The organism is Serratia rubidaea (assembly GCF_016026735.1).
Taxonomy (GTDB): domain Bacteria; phylum Pseudomonadota; class Gammaproteobacteria; order Enterobacterales; family Enterobacteriaceae; genus Serratia_B; species Serratia_B rubidaea.
This window is the reverse complement of sequence record NZ_CP065640.1, coordinates 230,663-249,486: the sequence shown is the minus strand read 5'-3', so window position 1 is coordinate 249,486 and position 18,824 is coordinate 230,663. Positions and strand designations below refer to the sequence as shown.

Here is an 18,824-nt window from a genome sequence, read left to right as displayed (position 1 = left end):
CATAACGGCGCGCTGGCGCGCAGTAAAAATTTTTGTGAGCGCGCCGGTATAAACTAGCAAATAGTGCTCGCTTTGTTGAATTAAATATTCAAATATTGGTATGTGTTTTTGAATTAAAAATTCCAGAGGCTACCCCATGAATTTAGGCGCACTAGTATCCGAAACCCGCAACCCAGAGACGATGACGTTGGATGAGATGTCGACGCTGGAGATGGTGACCTGTTTTAACCGTGAAGACCGGAAAGTGCCGCAGGCGATTACGGCGGTACTGCCGGAGATCGCTCAGGCGGTCGATTTGGCGGCCTCCGCGCTGCGGGCCGGCGGCCGGCTGATTTATCTGGGGGCGGGCACTAGCGGTCGCCTGGGTGTGCTGGACGCGTCTGAGTGTCCGCCAACCTTCGGCGTGCCGCACGGCGTGGTGGTGGGGCTGATCGCCGGCGGTCCGGAGGCGATGTTCAAAGCGGTGGAAGGGGCGGAAGATGACGCGGCGTTGGGGGAGCGTGACCTGCAGGATCTGGCGTTAACGCCGGTTGACATGGTGATCGGACTGGCGGCGTCCGGCCGTACGCCTTATGTGATCGGCGCATTGCGCTATGCGCGCCAGCTGGGCTGCCCGACGGTGGCGATCTCCTGTAATCCCGGCTCGCCGATCGCCGCGGAAGCTCAGGTGGCGATTTCCCCGGTGGTCGGCCCGGAGGCGCTGACCGGCTCGACCCGTATGAAGTCTGGTACGGCGCAAAAGTTGGTGCTGAACATGATCTCAACCGGCGCGATGGTCAAATGGGGCAAGGTGTACCAGAACTTGATGGTGGACGTGAAGGCGACCAACGTGAAGCTGGTGGATCGCGCCTGCCGCATCGTCGTCGAGGCGACCGGCGCGGAACGCAGTCAGGCTGAAGCTGCGCTGGCGCAGACTGATTTCGAGGTGAAGCCGGCGATTCTGATGCTGTTGGCCGGAGTCAGCGCCGAAGAGGCGCAGCGGCGTTTACAGGTGCACCACGGCTACCTGCGTGCGGCGTTGGCGGATTAATGGCTCATTGAGGTGATCAATGGATAAGACGGCGGCACTGGCCCGGCAGATTTTGGCGGGCGTCGGCGGCGAGGGGAATATCCTCAAGCTGGAAAACTGTATGACGCGGGTGCGCGTCGAAGTCAGCGATGAACAGCGGCTCGAACTGCCCCAGCTGCAACGGCTGGAGGGCATCAAAGGGTACATCAAGCAGGGCGAGCAGCACCAGTTTATCGTTGGGCCGGGCGCCGCCGCCAAGGTGGTGGATGAGATGCGCACCTTGCTGAGCGAGCCGGAGGCGGGCGTCGACGTCGGCGATAAGATTGCCGAAAATAAAGCCGCCGCCAAAGCCAAATATGCCGCGCCAATGAGCGGGGTGCTGAAAAAACTGGCTAATATCTTTATACCGCTGATACCGGCGTTTATCGCTTCCGGTCTGATTACCGGCATTATCAATCTCCTGAAGCGGCCGGATATTGCCGGCGATATCGCCCTGAACTACCCGAATATACTTGGCCTGCTGGCGATCTTCGGCAGCGCGGTGTTCACTATTATGAATATTCTGGTTGGCGTTAACGCCGCGCGGGTGTTCGGCGGTTCGCAGGCGATGGGCGGGGTGATGGCCGGCATTCTTTCCAGCCCGCAGCTGGCGCAAATCACCCTGTTCGGCGAAGCGCTGCAGCCGGGGCGCGGCGGGGTGATCGCCGTGCTGCTGGTGGTGGCGCTGATGTGCTGGCTGGAAAAACGCTTGCGCCGGCTGCTGCCGGAGTCGGTTGAGCTGATTTTAAATCCGCTGCTGACCACGTTGATTACCGCGTCGCTGGCGATTGTGCTGCTGCAGCCGCTGGGCGGCTATATTTCCGATGCAATAACCCACGGCGCCAACCTGGCGCTAGACAAGGGCGGGCTGCTGGTGGGCGCGCTGCTGTCCGGCCTGTTTCTGCCGCTGGTGCTGTCCGGGCTGCATCAGGGGCTGGTGCCGATCCACGTTGAGCTGGTGCAGGCGCACGGCGCCAATCCGCTGCTGCCGATTTTGGCGATGGCGGGCGTGGGGCAGGTTGGCGCCACCCTCGCCGTGCTGCTGAAAACCCGTAACGCACGGCTGAAAAAGGTGATTAAGGGCGCGCTGCCGGTCGGGATTCTCGGCATTGGCGAGCCGCTGATCTTCGGCGTAACGCTGCCGCTGGGCAAACCGTTTATCGGCGCCTGCCTTGGCGGCGCGGTCGGCGGCGCGCTGATCAGCTACTGGAAGGTGGCGACGGTGATTACCTTCGGCCTTTCCGGGCTGCCTTTGGCGCTGACCATCGTCTCGGGCAAGGTGATGTTGTATCTGGCCGGGATGCTGATTACGATTGTAGCAGGGTTTATTTTCACCTGGATTATGGGGTTTAACGATCCTGAGGAGTAGCGTTTGAGTGACCAACCACGCCAGAAGGCCGAAGAGTCGCGCCGCATTGTGTTCTTCGATCTGGACGGCACCCTGCATCAGGAAGATATGTTTGGCAGCTTCTTGCGCTTTTTATTGCGGCACCTGCCGCTGAATCTTGTTTTGGTGTTCCCGCTGCTGCCGTTGGTGGGTGCGGTGATGCTGATCGCCGGGCGTGCGGCGCGCTGGCCGATGAGCCTGTTGCTGTGGGCGATCACCTTTGGCCATTCGGAGACGCGGCTGCGGGCGCTGGAAGCGCGCTTTGTCAGTTATTTTCGCGCCAAGGTGACCGCATTTCCGGTGGTGCAGATGCGGCTGCGTCAGTACCTCGACGCGCATGATGCGCAGGTGTGGCTGATTACCGGCTCTCCGGAAAGGCTGGTGGAACAGGTATATCAGGATTCGCGGTTTTTGCCGCGCGTGCGGCTGATCGGCAGCCGGATAAGCCGCCGCTATGGCGGCTGGGTGCTGGAGATGCGCTGTCTGGGGGCGCAAAAGGTGGTGCAGCTGGAGCAGCGCATCGGCGCGCCGTTAAAACTGTACAGCGGCTACAGCGACAGCAAGCAGGACAACCCGCTGCTGTTCTTCTGCGAGCATCGCTGGCGGGTCAGTAAGGAAGGCGAGCTGCAGCAGCTGGAATAACGGAAAAGGGCAGGATGTGAATCCTGCCCTCTTTGTTTGAGCCGGGAAGCGAATACCGCCCGACGCGGAGTTTTACATTGCCGCTTTAAAGATGGCGACAATCTGCTCGTGGCTGGCCTGAATCGGGTTGGTGAAGCCGCAGGCGTCTTTCAGCGCATTGGCCGCCAGCGTATCGAAGTCTTCCTCTTTCACCTGCAGATCGCGCAGCCCGGCCGGGATGCCGACATCCTGCGCCAGCTTGCGGATGGCTGCGATACAGGCCGCCGCGCCCTGGCTGTCGTTCAGATTGCTGACTTCCAGCCCCATCGCCACGGCGACGTCTTTCAGGCGGCCGGCGGCGACGGAGGCGTTGAACTCCTGCACGTGCGGCAGCAGCACCGCATTGCAGACGCCGTGCGGCAGGTTATAGAAACCGCCCAGCTGGTGCGCCATGGCGTGCACGTAGCCCAGCGAGGCGTTGTTGAACGCCATGCCGGCCAGGAACTGGGCGTAAGCCATATCTTCACGCGCCTGCATATTCTTGCCGTCGTTCACCGCATCGCGCAGCGAGGCCATAATCATGGTTACCGCCTTCAGCGCGCAGGCGTCGGTGATCGGGTTGGCGGCGCTGGAAACGTAAGCCTCGATGGCGTGCGTCAGCGCATCCATGCCGGTAGCCGCCGTCAGCCCTTTCGGCATGCCGGCCATCAGGTGCGGATCGTTAACGGACAGGATCGGCGTTACGTGCTTGTCGACAATCGCCATTTTGATATGGCGCACTTCGTCGGTAATGATGCAGAAACGGGTCATTTCCGATGCGGTGCCGGCGGTGGTGTTAATCGCCACCATCGGCAGCTGCGGCTTGGCGGAGCGGTCAACCCCTTCATAATCTTTGATATCGCCGCCGTTGGTGGCGACCAGCGCGATGCCTTTGGCGCAGTCGTGCGGAGAGCCGCCGCCAAGAGAGATGACGCAGTCGCACTGATGCTCACGCAACAGCGCCAGCCCTTGTTCAACGTTGCTGGTGGTTGGGTTGGGGTGAGTGCCGTCGTACACGCAGCTTTGGATATCCTGCGCGGCAAGCAGCTGTTGCACCTGCGCCACCACGCCGATGTCGTTCAGCACCCGGTCGGTGACGATCAGGGCATGGCGCAGGCCTTGCTCTTGCATGGTTTTAGCCGCCTCTTCCAGGCAGCCGGAGCCAATCATGTTGACGGAAGGAATATAAAATGTTGCAGCAGCCATTGTGCGCTCCTTGAAGTTATTGATTTTATAGCTACTACGTTACGCCGTCCGGGCAGCGGGAGTTATGATCTACCACAATGATTTGGCGAATAAAACGCGTGCGCCGGGAAAAAGGACGGATGAAACCACGCCGCTGCGGACTGTCCGGCGACAAAAGAAGAGCGGGAATCGGCTACTGTGTATAATGCCCGCCGCAAAGCGCACGAGGAGCGAAATAATGAGCGAATATAATGATGATTACTGGATGCGCCAGGCGCTAACGCTGGCCCAGCGTGCGCAGGAAGAGGGCGAGGTGCCGGTAGGGGCGCTGCTGGTGCTGGACAATCAGGTCATCGGCGAGGGCTGGAACCGGCCGATCGGCCGCCACGATCCCACTGCCCACGCGGAGATTATGGCGCTGCGGCAGGGCGGTGCGGTGCTGCAGAACTACCGTCTGCTGAATGCGACGCTGTACGTGACGCTGGAACCGTGCGTGATGTGTGCGGGCGCGATGGTGCACAGCCGCATCCGGCGTCTGGTGTACGGCGCGTCGGATGAAAAGACCGGCGCGGCGGGTTCGCTGGTGGATATTCTGCGCCATCCGGGGATGAATCATCAGGTGGAGATCACCGCCGGCGTGCTGGCGGAAGAGTGCGCCGCGACGTTGAGTAACTTTTTCCGCCTGCGGCGTGAACAGAAAAAGGCGCTGAAGCTGGCGCAGCGTGCGGCCGGCGCGGCGGATTAGTCGAGGCTGAGCGCCAGCTTGGCCGGCACCGCCGGGTAGCTCTGCATCATGGCGGCCTGCGTCTGCCGCTCCTGCTCGGCTTTTTTCTCTTTCTCCTGCAGGTATCCCACCAGGCTGACCTGATAGCGGCGGATGTTTTCTACGTAGTTATAGGCTTCCCGTCCGCGCGCATAGCCGTAGGTCAGCTGCGGGTAGTAGCGCTTCTGGCTGAGCATCGGCAGGCGCTGCTTTACATCGACCCAGCTGTCCGGATTGCCGCTTTGCATTTTGGTCAGCTTGCGCGCATCGAGCATATGCCCCCAGCCGATGTTATAGGCCGCCAGCGCAAACCAGATCCGCTCGTCCTCCGGCACCGTCGTCGGGATTTTCGCCATCAGGCGCTGCAGATAGAGCGCGCCGCCCTGAATACTCTCCTCCGGATCGAGGCGGTCGCTCACCCCAAGCCCGTCGGCGGTGGCGCGGGTCAGCATCATCAGGCCGCGCACGCCGGTCGGCGAGGTTGCCAGCGGGTTCCAGTGCGACTCCTGGTAGGCGATCGCCGCCAGCAGACGCCAGTCAAACGCCGTGGCGTATTTCTGGAACAGCGGCTGGTAGGTGGGCAGCACGGAGTCGATTGCCGACAGGAAGGTCTTGGTGTCCACATAGTCGAAGCTGCCGACATGGCCGAGGTATTTTTCTTCCAGGCGCGCCAGCGTGCCGTCTTCCACCATTTGGCTGTAGAAGTCCAGCATGGCGGCGTACAGGCTGTCGTCGCTGCTGCGTTTCAGGTACCAGGTGACCGGCTCCTCGTCGGCGACGTCGAAGGCCACCGCCAGCTGCGGATGGATGCGCTGCAGCAGCGCGATGCTGACCGAGTCGCCGATGGTGTAATCCAGTTTACCGGCGGCCACCTGTTCCAGCAGCTCGCGCGAGGTCAGATCGCTGGAGGATTCCCACTGCAGGTCGGGGAATTTGTCGTGTTTCAGCTGCTTCAGGGTGCTGACGTGGGCGGAGCCGGAGGCCACCGCCAGTTTGCCTTTTATATCGGCGAAGGTTTTCGGCCGCGCGTTGCCCAGCCGGTATACCAGCTGCTGAGACACGGAGTAGTAGGCCGGGCCGGTGCGGGCGCGGCTCAGACGCTCCTGATTGTAAATCAGGCCGGCGGCCAGAATATCGGCGTCGTTGTCGTCGAGATCGTCAAACAGATCGTTAATGTTTTGATGTGGCAAAACGACCAGTTTCACGCCCAGGTAATTGGCGAAGCGTTTCGCCAATTCATAGTCCAGGCCGCTCGGGCCTTTGGGCGTTGTGAAATAGGTTAACGGCGAGTTGAGCGTACTGATGCGCAGCTCTCCCCGGGATCTGATCTCTTCGAGTTGCCCGCCCTGTCCGCTGCGCCAGGGGATGTTCGGCCAGAGCGCGAGAGCCAGAAGCACGGCGATAACGCCGATGAGAATGTAGTTTAGCTTTTGGTGTTTCAAATAGTTATCTCGCGGCGACGCCTGTCTGCATCGGCCGGAAAGCATTTATTAGTATGGGGATATCGACAGTATTCGCGGGCATTTTGCGTAACAAAACGCCAGTGTGCAACTTTATTGACACAATATGACAATCAGACGGCAGAATTAGGAATTATCAAGAATCGCCACGCAAACGGTTTCGTCGGCGGCGCGGATTCTCTATAATGGCGCGCGTTTTCCCCTGTTGCGCCCAATGAAGCGCTGAAACCAGCTGCTTCGAAGACGAGAGAACTTTGATTATGGAAATACTGCGTGGTTCGCCCGCTTTGTCGGCTTTTCGTATTACCAAACTGCTGTCCCGCTGTCAGGACGCACAACTTCCGGTCAGTGATATCTATGCCGAGTACGTCCACTTTGCCGATGTTAGCGCACCGCTAAGTGCCGAAGAACATGCCAAACTTCAGCGGTTGCTCAAGTATGGTCCCTCTCTCGCCGAACATGCCCCGACAGGCCGCCTGCTGCTGGTGACGCCGCGTCCGGGCACCATTTCCCCGTGGTCCTCCAAGGCGACCGACATTGCCCATAACTGCGGCCTGACGCAGGTACTGCGTCTGGAGCGCGGCCTGGCGTTTTACATCAGCGCGCCGACGCTGGACGAGGCGCAGTGGCAACGGCTGGCCGCGCTGCTGCACGACCGCATGATGGAAACGGTATTTGACGATCTGCAGCAGGCACAGCAGCTGTTTGCCCATCATCAGCCGGCCCCTTACCAGACGGTGGACGTTCTGGGTGAAGGGCGCGGCGCGCTGGAGCAGGCCAACCTCAAGCTTGGCCTGGCGCTGGCGCAGGATGAAATTGACTACCTGCTGAATGCCTTTACCGGTTTGGGGCGCAACCCGACGGATATCGAACTGTATATGTTTGCGCAGGCCAACTCTGAGCACTGCCGCCATAAAATTTTCAACGCCGACTGGGTGATTGACGGCGAGCAGCAGCCGAAATCGCTGTTCAAAATGATTAAGAACACCTTTGAACAGACGCCGGATCACGTGCTGTCGGCCTATAAAGACAACGCCGCGGTGATGGAAGGTTCGCAGGTCGGCCGCTTCTTCGCCGCACCGGGCAGCGACCGCTACGATTACCATCAGGAAGACGCACATATCCTGATGAAAGTGGAAACCCATAACCACCCGACCGCCATCTCGCCATGGCCGGGCGCCGCAACCGGCTCCGGCGGCGAGATCCGCGATGAGGGCGCCACCGGACGCGGGGCGAAGCCGAAGGCCGGTCTGGTGGGCTTCTCGGTCTCCAACCTGCGCATCCCGGGCTTTGAACAGCCGTGGGAGCAGGACTTCGGCAAGCCGGAGCGCATCGTGACCGCGCTGGACATCATGACCGAAGGCCCGCTGGGCGGCGCGGCGTTTAACAACGAATTCGGCCGTCCGGCGCTGCTCGGCTACTTCCGTACTTATGAAGAGCAGGTCAACAGCCATAACGGCGTCGAGCTGCGCGGCTACCATAAGCCGATTATGCTGGCCGGCGGCATCGGCAACATCCGCGCCGACCACGTGCAAAAAGGTGAAATCACCGTCGGCGCCAAGCTGGTGGTGCTGGGCGGCCCGGCGATGAATATCGGCCTGGGCGGCGGCGCGGCGTCTTCCATGGCCTCCGGCCAGTCTGACGCCGATCTGGACTTTGCCTCGGTACAGCGCGACAACCCGGAAATGGAGCGTCGCTGTCAGGAAGTGATCGACCGCTGCTGGCAGCTCGGCGCGGAAAACCCGATTCTGTTTATTCACGACGTCGGCGCCGGCGGTTTGTCCAACGCCATGCCGGAGCTGGTCAGCGACGGCGGCCGCGGCGGTCGTTTTGAACTGCGCGACATCCTGAACGATGAGCCGGGCATGAGCCCGCTGGAAGTGTGGTGTAACGAATCGCAGGAGCGCTACGTGCTGGCGGTGGCGCCGGAACAGCTGGCGCAGTTTGATGAAATCTGCCGCCGCGAGCGCGCGCCGTACGCGGTGATCGGCGAGGCGACCGAAGAACAGCACCTGACGCTGAACGACGCGCATTTCGACAACCAGCCGATCGATATGCCGCTGGACGTGCTGCTGGGTAAAACGCCGAAGATGACACGCGACGTCACCCGGCTACAGGCGCAGGGCGAGCCGGTGGCGCGCGAGGCGATTACGCTGGCGGACGCGGTGAAGCGCGTGCTGCATCTGCCGACCGTGGCGGAAAAAACCTTCCTGATCACCATCGGCGACCGCACCGTCACCGGCATGGTGGCGCGTGACCAGATGGTCGGCCCATGGCAGATCCCGGTTGCCGACTGCGCGGTGACCACCGCCAGCCTCGACAGCTACTACGGTGAAGCAATGTCGATCGGCGAACGCGCGCCGGTGGCGCTGCTGGACTTTGCCGCTTCCGGTCGTCTGGCGGTCGGTGAAGCGCTGACCAATATGGCGGCGACGGAAATCGGTTCGCTCAAACGCGTGAAGCTGTCCGCCAACTGGATGGCCGCGGCGGGCCACCCGGGCGAAGACGCCGGCCTGTATGAGGCGGTGAAAGCGGTGGGTGAGGAGCTGTGTCCGGCGCTGGGCATCACCATCCCGGTGGGTAAAGACTCGATGTCGATGAAAACCCGCTGGCAGGAAGGCGACGAACAGCGTGAGATGACCTCGCCGCTGTCGTTGGTGATCACCGCCTTTGCCCGCGTGGAAGACGTGCGCCACACCGTGACGCCGCAGCTGCGCACCGACAAGGGTGAGACTGAATTGCTGCTGATCGACCTGGGCAACGGCCACAATGCGCTGGGCGCGACCGCGCTGGCGCAGGTGTATCGTCAGCTGGGCGACAAGCCGGCGGACGTGCGCAATGTTGAACAGCTGGCGGGCTTCTTTAACGCCATGCAGCAACTGGTGGCCGAGCGTGCGCTGCTGGCATACCACGACCGTTCCGACGGCGGCCTGCTGGTGACGCTGGCGGAAATGGCCTTTGCCGGCCACTGCGGCGTGGAGGCGGATATTCAGGCGCTGGGGACGGATACGCTGGCGGCATTATTTAACGAAGAGCTGGGGGCGGTGATTCAGGTCAGCGCCGACCGGGTCGAGGCGGTGCTGCAGGCGTTTGCACAGCATGGCCTGGTGGATAACGTGCACCGCATCGGCCGCGTACTGCAGGGCGATCGCTTTGCGATCAACAGCGGCGGGCAGCCGGTATACAGCGAAAGCCGCAGCACCCTGCGCACCTGGTGGGCGGAAACCACCTGGCAGATGCAGCGCCTGCGCGATAACCCGTCCTGCGCCGATCAGGAGCATCAGGCCAAACAGAACGACAGCGATCCGGGGCTGAACGTCAAACTGACCTTTGCGCCGGACGAGGACATCGCCGCGCCTTATATTGCCCGCGGCGCGCGTCCGAAGGTGGCGGTGCTGCGTGAGCAGGGCGTCAACTCGCACGTAGAGATGGCGGCGGCGTTCCACCGCGCCGGCTTTGACGCAGTTGACGTGCATATGAGCGATCTGCTGTCCGGGCGTCGCGGCCTGCAGGACTTCCACACGCTGGTGGCCTGCGGCGGCTTCTCGTACGGCGACGTGCTGGGCGCCGGTGAAGGCTGGGCGAAGTCCATTCTGTTTAACGATCGGGTGCGCGATGAGTTCACCGCGTTCTTCCATCGTCCGCAGACGCTGGCGCTGGGCGTGTGTAACGGCTGCCAGATGTTGTCTAACCTGCGTGACCTGATCCCAGGCGCCGAACACTGGCCGCGCTTTGTCCGCAACCTGTCGGACCGTTTTGAAGCGCGCTTCAGCCTGGTGGAAGTGGCGGCCAGCCCGTCGCTGTTTATGCAGGATATGGCCGGTTCGCGGATGCCGATTGCGGTTTCACACGGCGAAGGCCATGTGGAAGTGCGTGACGCGGCCCATCTGGCGGCGCTGGAGAGCCATAATCTGGTGGCGCTGCGCTTCGTGGATAACGCCGGTCAGGTAACGGAGAACTACCCGGCCAACCCGAACGGCTCGCCAAACGGCATCACCGCGGTGACCAGCGCCAGCGGGCGTGCGACGGTGATGATGCCGCACCCTGAACGCGTATTCCGTACCGTCAGCAACTCCTGGCACCCGGAAGAGTGGGGCGAGGACAGCCCGTGGATGCGGATGTTCCGCAACGCCCGTCGCCAGCTGGGTTAACGGGACTTTTCAGGTCGGGCCGCAGCAGGCCCGGCCGGTGCGAGATAAAGGGAACGGTGACGTTCCCTTTTTTAATTCCTTGAATCTAGATGTTTTTATCGGACGTGTCGGTATTTTGCGACAGTTGTGACTTGTACTGTCGCTAAAAGGTGACACTTAACCTATTGATTTATAATGGTCATGGTCGAATTCACTTAAGGTGTCGGGTTTTGGCGACGGCATGGCGAAGAAAGCAGCGACCGTAAGGCGCCGATGTTCGGATTGAAAATAGACAATAAAAATTAAATTTAAATAAAATCAATATATTAAAAATATTATTGAAAACTTGGCATGATGTGTGCATTATTATCTGCAGTTGCTCATTCAACTTTTTATGACGGCGCCGCCAGAGGGCGGACATCCTGCCTCATAAGCCTCCGAATGATGCCAAAGAAATGGTGCCTATCGTCCAACCAAACCGATAATTGCCGCTGACGCGACTTTATCAAGCATCGGGCGACACGTGGAGTGAGGCACCGCCTGTATCCAACTGTGATGAGCCTTTTCATCAATTCCGGATACATTAGGATGCTATTCGTCCTGTTCGATGCCAGCGTTCGCGCTACATCACCCAGGGGACGAGGCCAACGGGCATCCACATCTTCCTTGCGCTGGGGCGTCATGCCCCAACGTCAATTCTCAGCCTCCTTCGCGCCCACATTTTCCCGTCATTATTCGCTTAAACCGCATACCCGGTAAAACTTCGCAACCGATTCCGGCGTTCAGGCTTTTCTCTTGCTGAAGACTCGGTTAGCATCAGGGCAGATAAGGGACAATGAGATGATTTCGTTGAAAAGATGGCGTTTATTCCCCCGCTCGCTGCGCCAGCTGGTGCTGATGGCGTTTCTGCTGGTGCTGCTGCCGTTGCTGGTGCTGGCTTATCAGGCCTACCAGAGTCTCGATCATCTCAGCGCGCAGGCGGCTGACATCAACCGGACGACGCTGGTGGATGCGCGCCGCAGCGAGGCGATGACCAGCGTAGCGCTGGAGATGGAGCGCAGCTATCGTCAGTACTGCGTGCTGGTCGACCCCACGCTGGGGCGGCTGTATCAGAATCAGCGGAAGCAATATTCGCAAATGCTCGATGCGCATGCCCCGATCCTGCCCGATGAACGCTATTATCAAACCCTGCGTCAGCTGTTAACACAGCTGGCGACCATCCAGTGCCAGAGCAGCGGTCCGGATAAAGAGGCCTCGGCCCTGCTGGAGTCCTTCTCCAGTTCCAATGCGGAAATGGTGCAGGCGACGCGGGCGGTGGTGTTTTCCCGCGGCCAGCAGCTGCAGCAGGCCATCGCCGAGCGGGGCCAGTATTTCGGCTGGCAGGCGCTGCTGCTGTTTCTGGTCAGCGTGCTGCTGGTGGTGCTGTTTACCCGGATGATTATCGGGCCGGTCAAGGCGATCGAACGGATGATTAACCGGCTGGGGGAAGGGCGGGCGCTCGGCTCCGCCGCCACCTTTAAAGGGCCGCGCGAGCTGCGCTCTTTGGCGCAGCGTATTATCTGGCTGAGTGAGCGCCTGGCCTGGCTGGAGTCTCAGCGCCATGAGTTCCTGCGCCATATTTCTCACGAGCTGAAAACGCCGCTCGCCAGCATGCGTGAAGGCACCGAGCTGCTGGCGGACGAGGTGGCCGGCCCGTTGACCGCTGACCAGAAAGAGGTGGTGACGATCCTCGACCAGAGCAGCCGCCATCTGCAGCAGCTGATCGAGCAGTTGCTGGACTATAACCGCAAGCTGGCCGACGGCCCGTCGGAGCATGAGGCGGTGGCGCTGACGGAGATGGTGGAGCAGGTGGTGGCCGCGCACAGCCTGCCGGCCAGAGCCAAGCTGATTCGCACCGATATCGCGCTGGAGGCGAAAAACTGCTGGGCAGAGCCTACGCTATTAATGCGCGTGCTGGATAATCTCTATTCCAATGCGGTGCACTATGGCAAGGAATCCGGTAACATTTGGATTCGCAGCCGTCAGGCTGGGCAACGGGTGCAGATTGACGTCGCCAACACCGGCACGCCGATACCCGAAGCCGAACGCGCCATGATTTTCGAGCCCTTTTTCCAGGGGAGTCATCAGCGAAAAGGGGCGGTAAAAGGAAGCGGACTGGGACTGAGCATCGCCCACGACTGCATCCGCCGGATGCGCGGCGAACTGCAGCTGGTTGACGTCGACGATGCCGATGTCTGCTTCCGTATTGAATTGCCATTAACCGCCGAGAACGAATAAATAATGTACACATGGTCTAAACGCGCTCGTTTACCGCAGACCGCACCTTCAACGTGCGCACAACAACGCGCTTTGCTCGGCAAACGTCCGCTCTCTTTATTGGGGACGCTGCTTTTTGTCCCGCTGTTGCTGGCCGGCTGCGCCGATCGCGCCGTCAGCGGCGGTTTGGGGCTGCAGCCGGAGGAGGCGGTGCCGGACGCCAAGGTGGTGGATTACCATATCGCGCCTTGCGACACCCTGTGGCAGTTGGACGGTAAAGACGCGCTGAATAATTCTCTGTACTGGCTGCGCGCCATGGACTGCGCCGAACGTATCGGTTCCACGCAGGCGCGCGCGCAGGTAAGCACTCTGCCGGCCGACAGCTGGGACGGCGTCTTTAAGCAAAGCATTCTGCTCGGCAGCGCCGAGCCAACGCCGGCGGAGCGTCGTCAGATGCTCGACCGGCTCAACGGCTATCGTCTGGATTTCCCAAGCTCTCTGCGTCCGTTGCTGCAGCTGTGGCGTCAGCAGCAACAGCAGCAGGTAGCGCTGGCGGAGGAACGCCTGCGCTACCAGCGCCTGCAGGAAAACAGCGATAGCCAGGTTGATGCGCTGCGTCAAAGCCAGGCGCGGCTGCAGAAACAGCTGCAGGAAACTTCGCGCAAGCTGGAGAACCTGACGGACATTGAGCGCCGTCTCTCCTCGCGCAAACAGCTGCAGGGGGAACTGCCGGACAATGGCGCAGCGCAGGGCAAGGCGGGTAGCGGCGCCGTGCGCAATGCGGCGGAGCCGGAAAGCCAGCCGGCACGAGGCACCGCGATCCCCGTCGAGCCGGAAGATACTTACGCGCCCCCTGAGGCCAATAAGGAGTCCGACGCGCAATGACAGCACGAAAAGCGGCCAATTTACTTCTGGTCGATGACGATCCCAGCCTGCTGAAGCTGCTGGGCATGCGTCTGACCAGCGAAGGTTTCCACGTGACGACCGCCGAAAGCGGGCAGGAAGCGCTGCGCCTGCTGGCGCGCGAGCAGATCGATCTGGTGATCAGCGACCTGCGTATGGATGAGATGGACGGCATGGCGCTGTTTGCCGAAATTCAGAAGCGTCAGCCCGGCATGCCGGTGATTATTCTGACCGCGCACGGCTCCATTCCGGACGCCGTGGCGGCGACCCAGCAGGGGGTCTTCAGCTTCCTGACCAAACCGGTCGATCGCGATGCGTTATACAAGGCGATCGACGAAGCGCTGTCGCTGTCGGCGCCGGCGGGCGATGACAGCTGGCGTGAAGATATTGTCACCCGCAGCCCGGCGATGCTGCGCCTGCTGGAGCAGGCGAATATGGTGGCGCAGTCGGACGTCAGCGTGCTGATTAACGGCCAGAGCGGCACCGGTAAAGAGGTGCTGGCGCAGGCGATCCACCGCGCCAGCCCGCGCGCCAAGAAAGCCTTTATCGCCATTAACTGCGGCGCGCTGCCGGAGCAGCTGCTGGAGTCGGAGCTGTTCGGCCATGCCAAAGGCGCCTTTACCGGCGCGGTGAGCAGCCGTGAGGGGCTGTTCCAGGCGGCGGCGGGCGGCACGCTGTTTCTCGATGAGATCGGTGATATGCCGCTGTCGCTGCAGGTTAAGCTGCTGCGCGTGCTGCAGGAGCGCAAGGTGCGGCCGCTGGGCAGCAACCGCGATCTGGATATTGACGTGCGCATCATCTCGGCGACCCACCGCGATCTGCCGAAGGCGATGGCGAAAAACGAATTCCGTGAGGATCTGTACTATCGCCTGAACGTGGTGAACCTGAAGATCCCGGCGCTGAACGAGCGCGCCGAAGATATTCCGCTGCTGGCCAACCATCTGCTGCGCGAGTCGGCCAAACGGCATAAGCCCTTTGTCCGCAGCTTCTCCACCGATGCGATGAAGCGTCTGATGACCGCCAGCTGGCCGGGCAACGTGCGTCAGTTGGTGAACGTGATCGAACAGTGCGTGGCGTTGACCTCGGCGCCGGTGATCGGCGAAGCGCTGGTTGAACAGGCGTTGGAGGGTGAAAACACCGCGCTGCCGACCTTTGCCGAGGCGCGCAACCAGTTTGAGCTGCACTACCTGCGCAAACTGCTGCAGATCACCAAGGGCAATGTGACGCAGGCGGCGCGCATGGCGGGCCGTAACCGCACCGAGTTTTATAAGCTGTTGTCGCGCCACGAGCTGGACGCCAACGATTTTAAAGAATGATACTTTCCTGAACCTGCCCGGGCAGGTTCGCAACCAACTAAGCGGGCGTGATTCCTCCAGCCGGCGTTGCAAACGACGCGCTGAAGGGGAGACACTCCGGTTTGTGATGCATGGCAGAGCATAAAGTTATGAGCAGATCACTTTCCATTGCGTTGGCCCAGCTGAATTTGCTGGTGGGCGACATTGAAGGCAACAGCGAACGCATGTTGCAAATCGTGCAGGAGCAGCAGAAGGCGGGAGCCGATCTGGTCATGTTCACCGAGCTGGCGCTGTCCGGCTATCCGCCGGAAGACCTCCTGTACCGCGATGACTTTTATCAGCGCTGTGACGTGCAGCTGGGCCGCCTGCAGCAGGCGTCCGGCGACGTGGCGATTCTGGTCGGCCATCCGTGGCGCGAAGCGGGCAAACTGTACAATGCCCTGTCGCTGTTTGCGGAAGGTAAACTGCAGGCGCGCTACTTCAAGCAGCAGCTGCCCAACTACGGCGTTTTTGATGAAAAGCGCTACTTCCATGAAGGCGATGCCAGCTGCATCGTTGAGCTGAAAGGCTACCGTCTGGGGCTGCTGATTTGCGAGGATCTGTGGTTCCCGCAGCCGATCGACGCGCTGAAAGCCGCCGGCGCGGAGATCGTCCTGTCGATCAACGCCTCGCCGTATAACCGCGAGAAGCCGTATATCCGCAAAACGCTGATGGCCGGCCACTGCCGCCGCACCGATCTGCCGCTGGTGTATCTGAACCAGATCGGCGGTCAGGATGAGTTGATTTTCGACGGCTGTTCGAAGGTGTTTGACGCATCCGGCAATATGACGCACCGCCTGGCGGCCTTTGCCGAGCAGGTTACCCTGCTGCGCTTCAACGAGCTGGAGGTCGAGCCGATGACCGCGCCGGCCGCCGAACTGCCGCAGCTGGCGCAGATTTACGAGGCGCTGGTGCTGGCGGTGCGCGACTATGTGAATAAGAACGGCTTCCAGGGGGCGGTGCTCGGCTTGTCCGGCGGCATCGACTCGGCGCTGACGCTGGCGATTGCCGTTGACGCGCTCGGCAAAGAAAAAGTGCAGGCGCTGATGATGCCGTTCCGCTATACCGCCGATATCAGTATCGCCGACGCGAAAGAAGAGGCGGAAATTCTGGGCGTGGAGTTTGACGTGGTGTCCATCGAGCCGATGTTCGACGCCTTTATGGGGCAGCTGGCGCCGATGTTCGCCGGCACCGAGCGCGACACCACCGAAGAGAACCTGCAGGCGCGCTGCCGCGGCGTGGTGCTGATGGCGCTGTCCAACAAGCGCCGCAGCATCGTGCTTACCACCGGCAACAAGAGCGAGATGGCGGTGGGCTATGCGACGCTGTACGGCGATATGGCCGGCGGTTTCGACGTGCTGAAAGACGTGCCGAAAACGCTGGTGTTTAAACTGTCGGAGTACCGCAATACCGTCTCCTATGTTATCCCGCAGCGGGTGATTGACCGTCCGCCGTCGGCGGAGCTGGCGCCGGATCAGGTCGATCAGGACAGCCTGCCGCCGTATGACATTCTTGATGCGATTCTGGAAGGCTATGTCGAACACGATAAGTCGGTGGCCGATCTGGTGGCGGCCGGCTTTGACGAGGCGGTGGTGCGCAAGGTGATCCGTCTGGTGGATATCAACGAATATAAACGACGTCAGGCCGCCGTCGGGCCGCGTATTACCGCCCGCAACTTCGGCAAGGACCGTCGCTATCCGATCACATCCGGCTTTGGCCGCAAAAATTGGTAATTAAGGAACAGACATGAAGAAGATTGACGCGATTATCAAGCCGTTCAAACTGGATGACGTGCGTGAAGCGCTGGCGGAAGTCGGCATTACCGGGATGACCGTCACCGAGGTCAAAGGCTTTGGCCGCCAGAAGGGGCATACCGAGCTGTACCGCGGCGCGGAGTATATGGTCGACTTTTTGCCGAAGGTGAAGATTGAGATCGTGGTGGCCGACGATATCGTCGACACCTGCGTGGAAACCATTATGCAGACCGCGCAGACCGGCAAAATTGGCGACGGCAAGATCTTCGTCTTTGACGTGGCGCGCGTGGTGCGAATCCGCACCGGCGAGCAGGACGAAGAGGCGATTTAAACGATGCGCCGGGCAGGGGAGCCTGCCCGGCGGCGAGCCTTACAGGACTTTATGCGGGCCGAAGCATTCGTAATGCATGCGTTCGGCGTCGACGCCCATCTCCAGCAGCTGTTTGGCGACAAACTGCATAAAGCCGACCGGGCCGCAGAAGTAGTAGTGCATCTGCGGATTGACCAGCGTAGCGCGCAGCGCGCCGAGATCCATCAGACCGCTGGACTGATAGTCACGGCCTGCCACATCGTTCTGGCCCGGTTCACGGTACCAGACGTGACGGCTGAGGTTCGGCATCTCGGCGGCGATGGCCGCCACTTCATCGGCAAAGGCGTGCACCTGGCCGTTTTCCGCCGCGTGCAGCCAGTGCACCTCGGCCTGATGCTGCCCGGCGTGCAGCGTGTTGAGCATGCCCAGCATCGGCGTCTGACCAACGCCGGCGGAGATCAGCGCCACCGGCGTGTTCGGTGTGACGTCGAGGAAGAAGTCGCCGTGCGGCGGCGCGATATCGATGACGTCGCCTTCCTGCGCTTTCTGATGCAGGTAGTTGGACACCAGGCCGCGATCCTCGCGCTTGACCGCAATGCGGTAATATTCGCCGTTAGGGGCGGCGGTCAGGGAGTATTGCCGGATCTCCTGATGCTCCAGGCCCTCGTCCTTGATATACACCGCCAGATACTGTCCCGGCTTAAAGTCGACCACCTTGCCGCCGTCCACCGGCGCCAGAATAAAGCTGCTGATGATCTCGCTCTGCGGCTGTTTCTTCACAATGCGGAACGCGCGGCGATCGCGCCAGCCGCCGTCGCCATCGGCGCTCTCCTGATAGATTTGCCCTTCACGCTGGATAAATACGTTGGCCAACACGCCGTAGGCTTTGCCCCAGGCGTCCAGCACCTCCTGACCCGGGCTGAACATCTCATCCAGCGTCGCCAGCAGGTGGGTGCCGACGATCTGGTATTGCTCCGGCTGGATATTGAAGCTGGTGTGTTTTTGCGCGATGCGCTCCACCGCCGGCAGCAGCGCCGCCAGATTTTCCAGATTGCCGGCATAGGCGCAGATGGCGTCGAACAGCGCCTGCCGCTGGTCGCCATTACGCTGGTTGCTCATGTTGAAAATATCTTTCAACTCGGGATTGTGGGTAAACATGCGGTCGTAGAAATGGGCGGTCAGTTTGGGGCCGGTCGCCGCCAACAGAGGAATGGTAGATTTGACGGTGGCGATGGTTTGTTGGTCCAGCATGGTCATACTCCTGTATATGTCCGGCCTGCATCGGGGATCAGGCGGGTCATCAGTTTACCCCCACGGTGCTCCCTGTTTTTGCCGGGGCGCGGGGCAGCCTTATAATGCATCTTTAATGTTGTATTTTAAATGAATCTTATAGGCTTCTTAACAGGTTGTAAATACCCGCTTTTTTGTTGCGTGTTTGTTAACTGGCGATCCGCCTCACAGAACATGAAAAAAGCGCATCGGGCTGATGAGAAAATATCCGTTGAAATGCGGGAAGCGTAAATGGATTAAAGCCTTGCGCAGCCTCAAGCCAATCGTTTGCGTAAAAACCTCTGTCAAGGCCTATCCTCAATGGGGGAAAACAGTTTACACTGTGGCCCACAACCCAATACGGG

General features: G+C 60.8%; 13 protein-coding genes. 10 read left to right on the top strand and 3 right to left on the bottom strand.

Features of this window, described 5'->3' with window-relative positions:
- Nucleotides 1–136 precede the first annotated feature (136 nt).
- Genes murQ through yfhb form a run of 3 tightly spaced genes read left to right on the top strand, consistent with a single transcriptional unit; the run spans nt 137 to nt 3,077 of the window.
- Complete coding sequence (murQ, locus tag I6G83_RS01120; protein WP_054306840.1) at nt 137–1,030, top strand: N-acetylmuramic acid 6-phosphate etherase; 894 nt, start codon at nt 137–139, stop codon at nt 1,028–1,030.
- 19 nt (nt 1,031–1,049) lie between these two features.
- The gene (locus I6G83_RS01115) at nt 1,050–2,417 is read left to right on the top strand and encodes a PTS transporter subunit EIIC (protein WP_054306841.1); all 1,368 of its coding nucleotides are present in this window, start codon (nt 1,050–1,052) and stop codon (nt 2,415–2,417) included.
- A 3-nt stretch (nt 2,418–2,420) separates the two neighbouring features.
- The gene (gene yfhb, locus I6G83_RS01110; protein WP_054306842.1) at nt 2,421–3,077 is read left to right on the top strand and encodes a phosphatidylglycerophosphatase C; all 657 of its coding nucleotides are present in this window, start codon (nt 2,421–2,423) and stop codon (nt 3,075–3,077) included.
- Nucleotides 3,078–3,149: 72 nt separating this feature from the next.
- On the opposite strand, the gene yiaY is transcribed toward yfhb, so the two are convergent.
- Nucleotides 3,150–4,301, bottom strand: coding sequence for an L-threonine dehydrogenase (gene yiaY, locus I6G83_RS01105; RefSeq protein ID WP_015673442.1), 1,152 nt, complete (start codon nt 4,299–4,301; stop codon nt 3,150–3,152).
- Nucleotides 4,302–4,518: 217 nt separating this feature from the next.
- Here yiaY and tadA point away from each other — a divergent pair, with 217 nt between their 5' ends.
- Entirely contained in the window at nt 4,519–5,025 is a 507-nt protein-coding gene (tadA, locus tag I6G83_RS01100; protein ID WP_054306843.1) for a tRNA adenosine(34) deaminase TadA, read from the top strand.
- Here tadA and mltF read toward each other — a convergent pair.
- Nucleotides 5,022–6,485 (bottom strand): membrane-bound lytic murein transglycosylase MltF, encoded by a 1,464-nt coding sequence (gene mltF, locus I6G83_RS01095; protein ID WP_054306844.1) that lies wholly within the window; start codon nt 6,483–6,485, stop codon nt 5,022–5,024. The two genes, tadA and mltF, sit on opposite strands and share 4 nt — an antisense overlap.
- Before the next feature lie 275 nt (nt 6,486–6,760).
- On the opposite strand from mltF, the gene purL reads away from it, so the two are divergent.
- The 6 genes from purL (at nt 6,761) to glnB (ending at nt 17,211) form a co-directional block, all read left to right on the top strand.
- Entirely contained in the window at nt 6,761–10,654 is a 3,894-nt protein-coding gene (gene purL, locus I6G83_RS01090; protein WP_174545406.1) for a phosphoribosylformylglycinamidine synthase, read from the top strand.
- Between the two features lie 819 nt (nt 10,655–11,473).
- Nucleotides 11,474–12,910: a sensor histidine kinase gene (locus I6G83_RS01085; protein ID WP_054306846.1), complete on the top strand. Its 1,437-nt coding sequence runs from the start codon at nt 11,474–11,476 to the stop codon at nt 12,908–12,910.
- Nucleotides 12,911–12,913: 3 nt separating this feature from the next.
- Nucleotides 12,914–13,774 carry a two-component system QseEF-associated lipoprotein QseG gene (qseG, locus tag I6G83_RS01080; RefSeq protein WP_072186149.1) on the top strand — a complete coding sequence of 287 codons (861 nt, stop codon included), beginning with the start codon at nt 12,914–12,916 and terminating at the stop codon, nt 13,772–13,774.
- Nucleotides 13,771–15,108, top strand: a complete 1,338-nt coding sequence (gene glrR / locus I6G83_RS01075) for a two-component system response regulator GlrR (protein WP_015673436.1) — start codon at nt 13,771–13,773, stop codon at nt 15,106–15,108. The genes qseG and glrR overlap by 4 nt, the downstream gene beginning before the upstream one ends.
- Nucleotides 15,109–15,236: 128 nt before the next feature.
- Nucleotides 15,237–16,859: an NAD+ synthase gene (locus I6G83_RS01070; RefSeq protein WP_015673435.1), complete on the top strand. Its 1,623-nt coding sequence runs from the start codon at nt 15,237–15,239 to the stop codon at nt 16,857–16,859.
- 13 nt (nt 16,860–16,872) lie between these two features.
- Nucleotides 16,873–17,211 carry a nitrogen regulatory protein P-II gene (glnB, locus tag I6G83_RS01065; protein WP_004847623.1) on the top strand — a complete coding sequence of 113 codons (339 nt, stop codon included), beginning with the start codon at nt 16,873–16,875 and terminating at the stop codon, nt 17,209–17,211.
- A gap of 39 nt (nt 17,212–17,250) precedes the next feature.
- Here glnB and hmpA read toward each other — a convergent pair whose 3' ends face one another.
- Nucleotides 17,251–18,441 carry an NO-inducible flavohemoprotein gene (hmpA, locus tag I6G83_RS01060; RefSeq protein WP_054306848.1) on the bottom strand — a complete coding sequence of 397 codons (1,191 nt, stop codon included), beginning with the start codon at nt 18,439–18,441 and terminating at the stop codon, nt 17,251–17,253.
- Between the last annotated feature and the right edge of the window lie 383 nt (nt 18,442–18,824).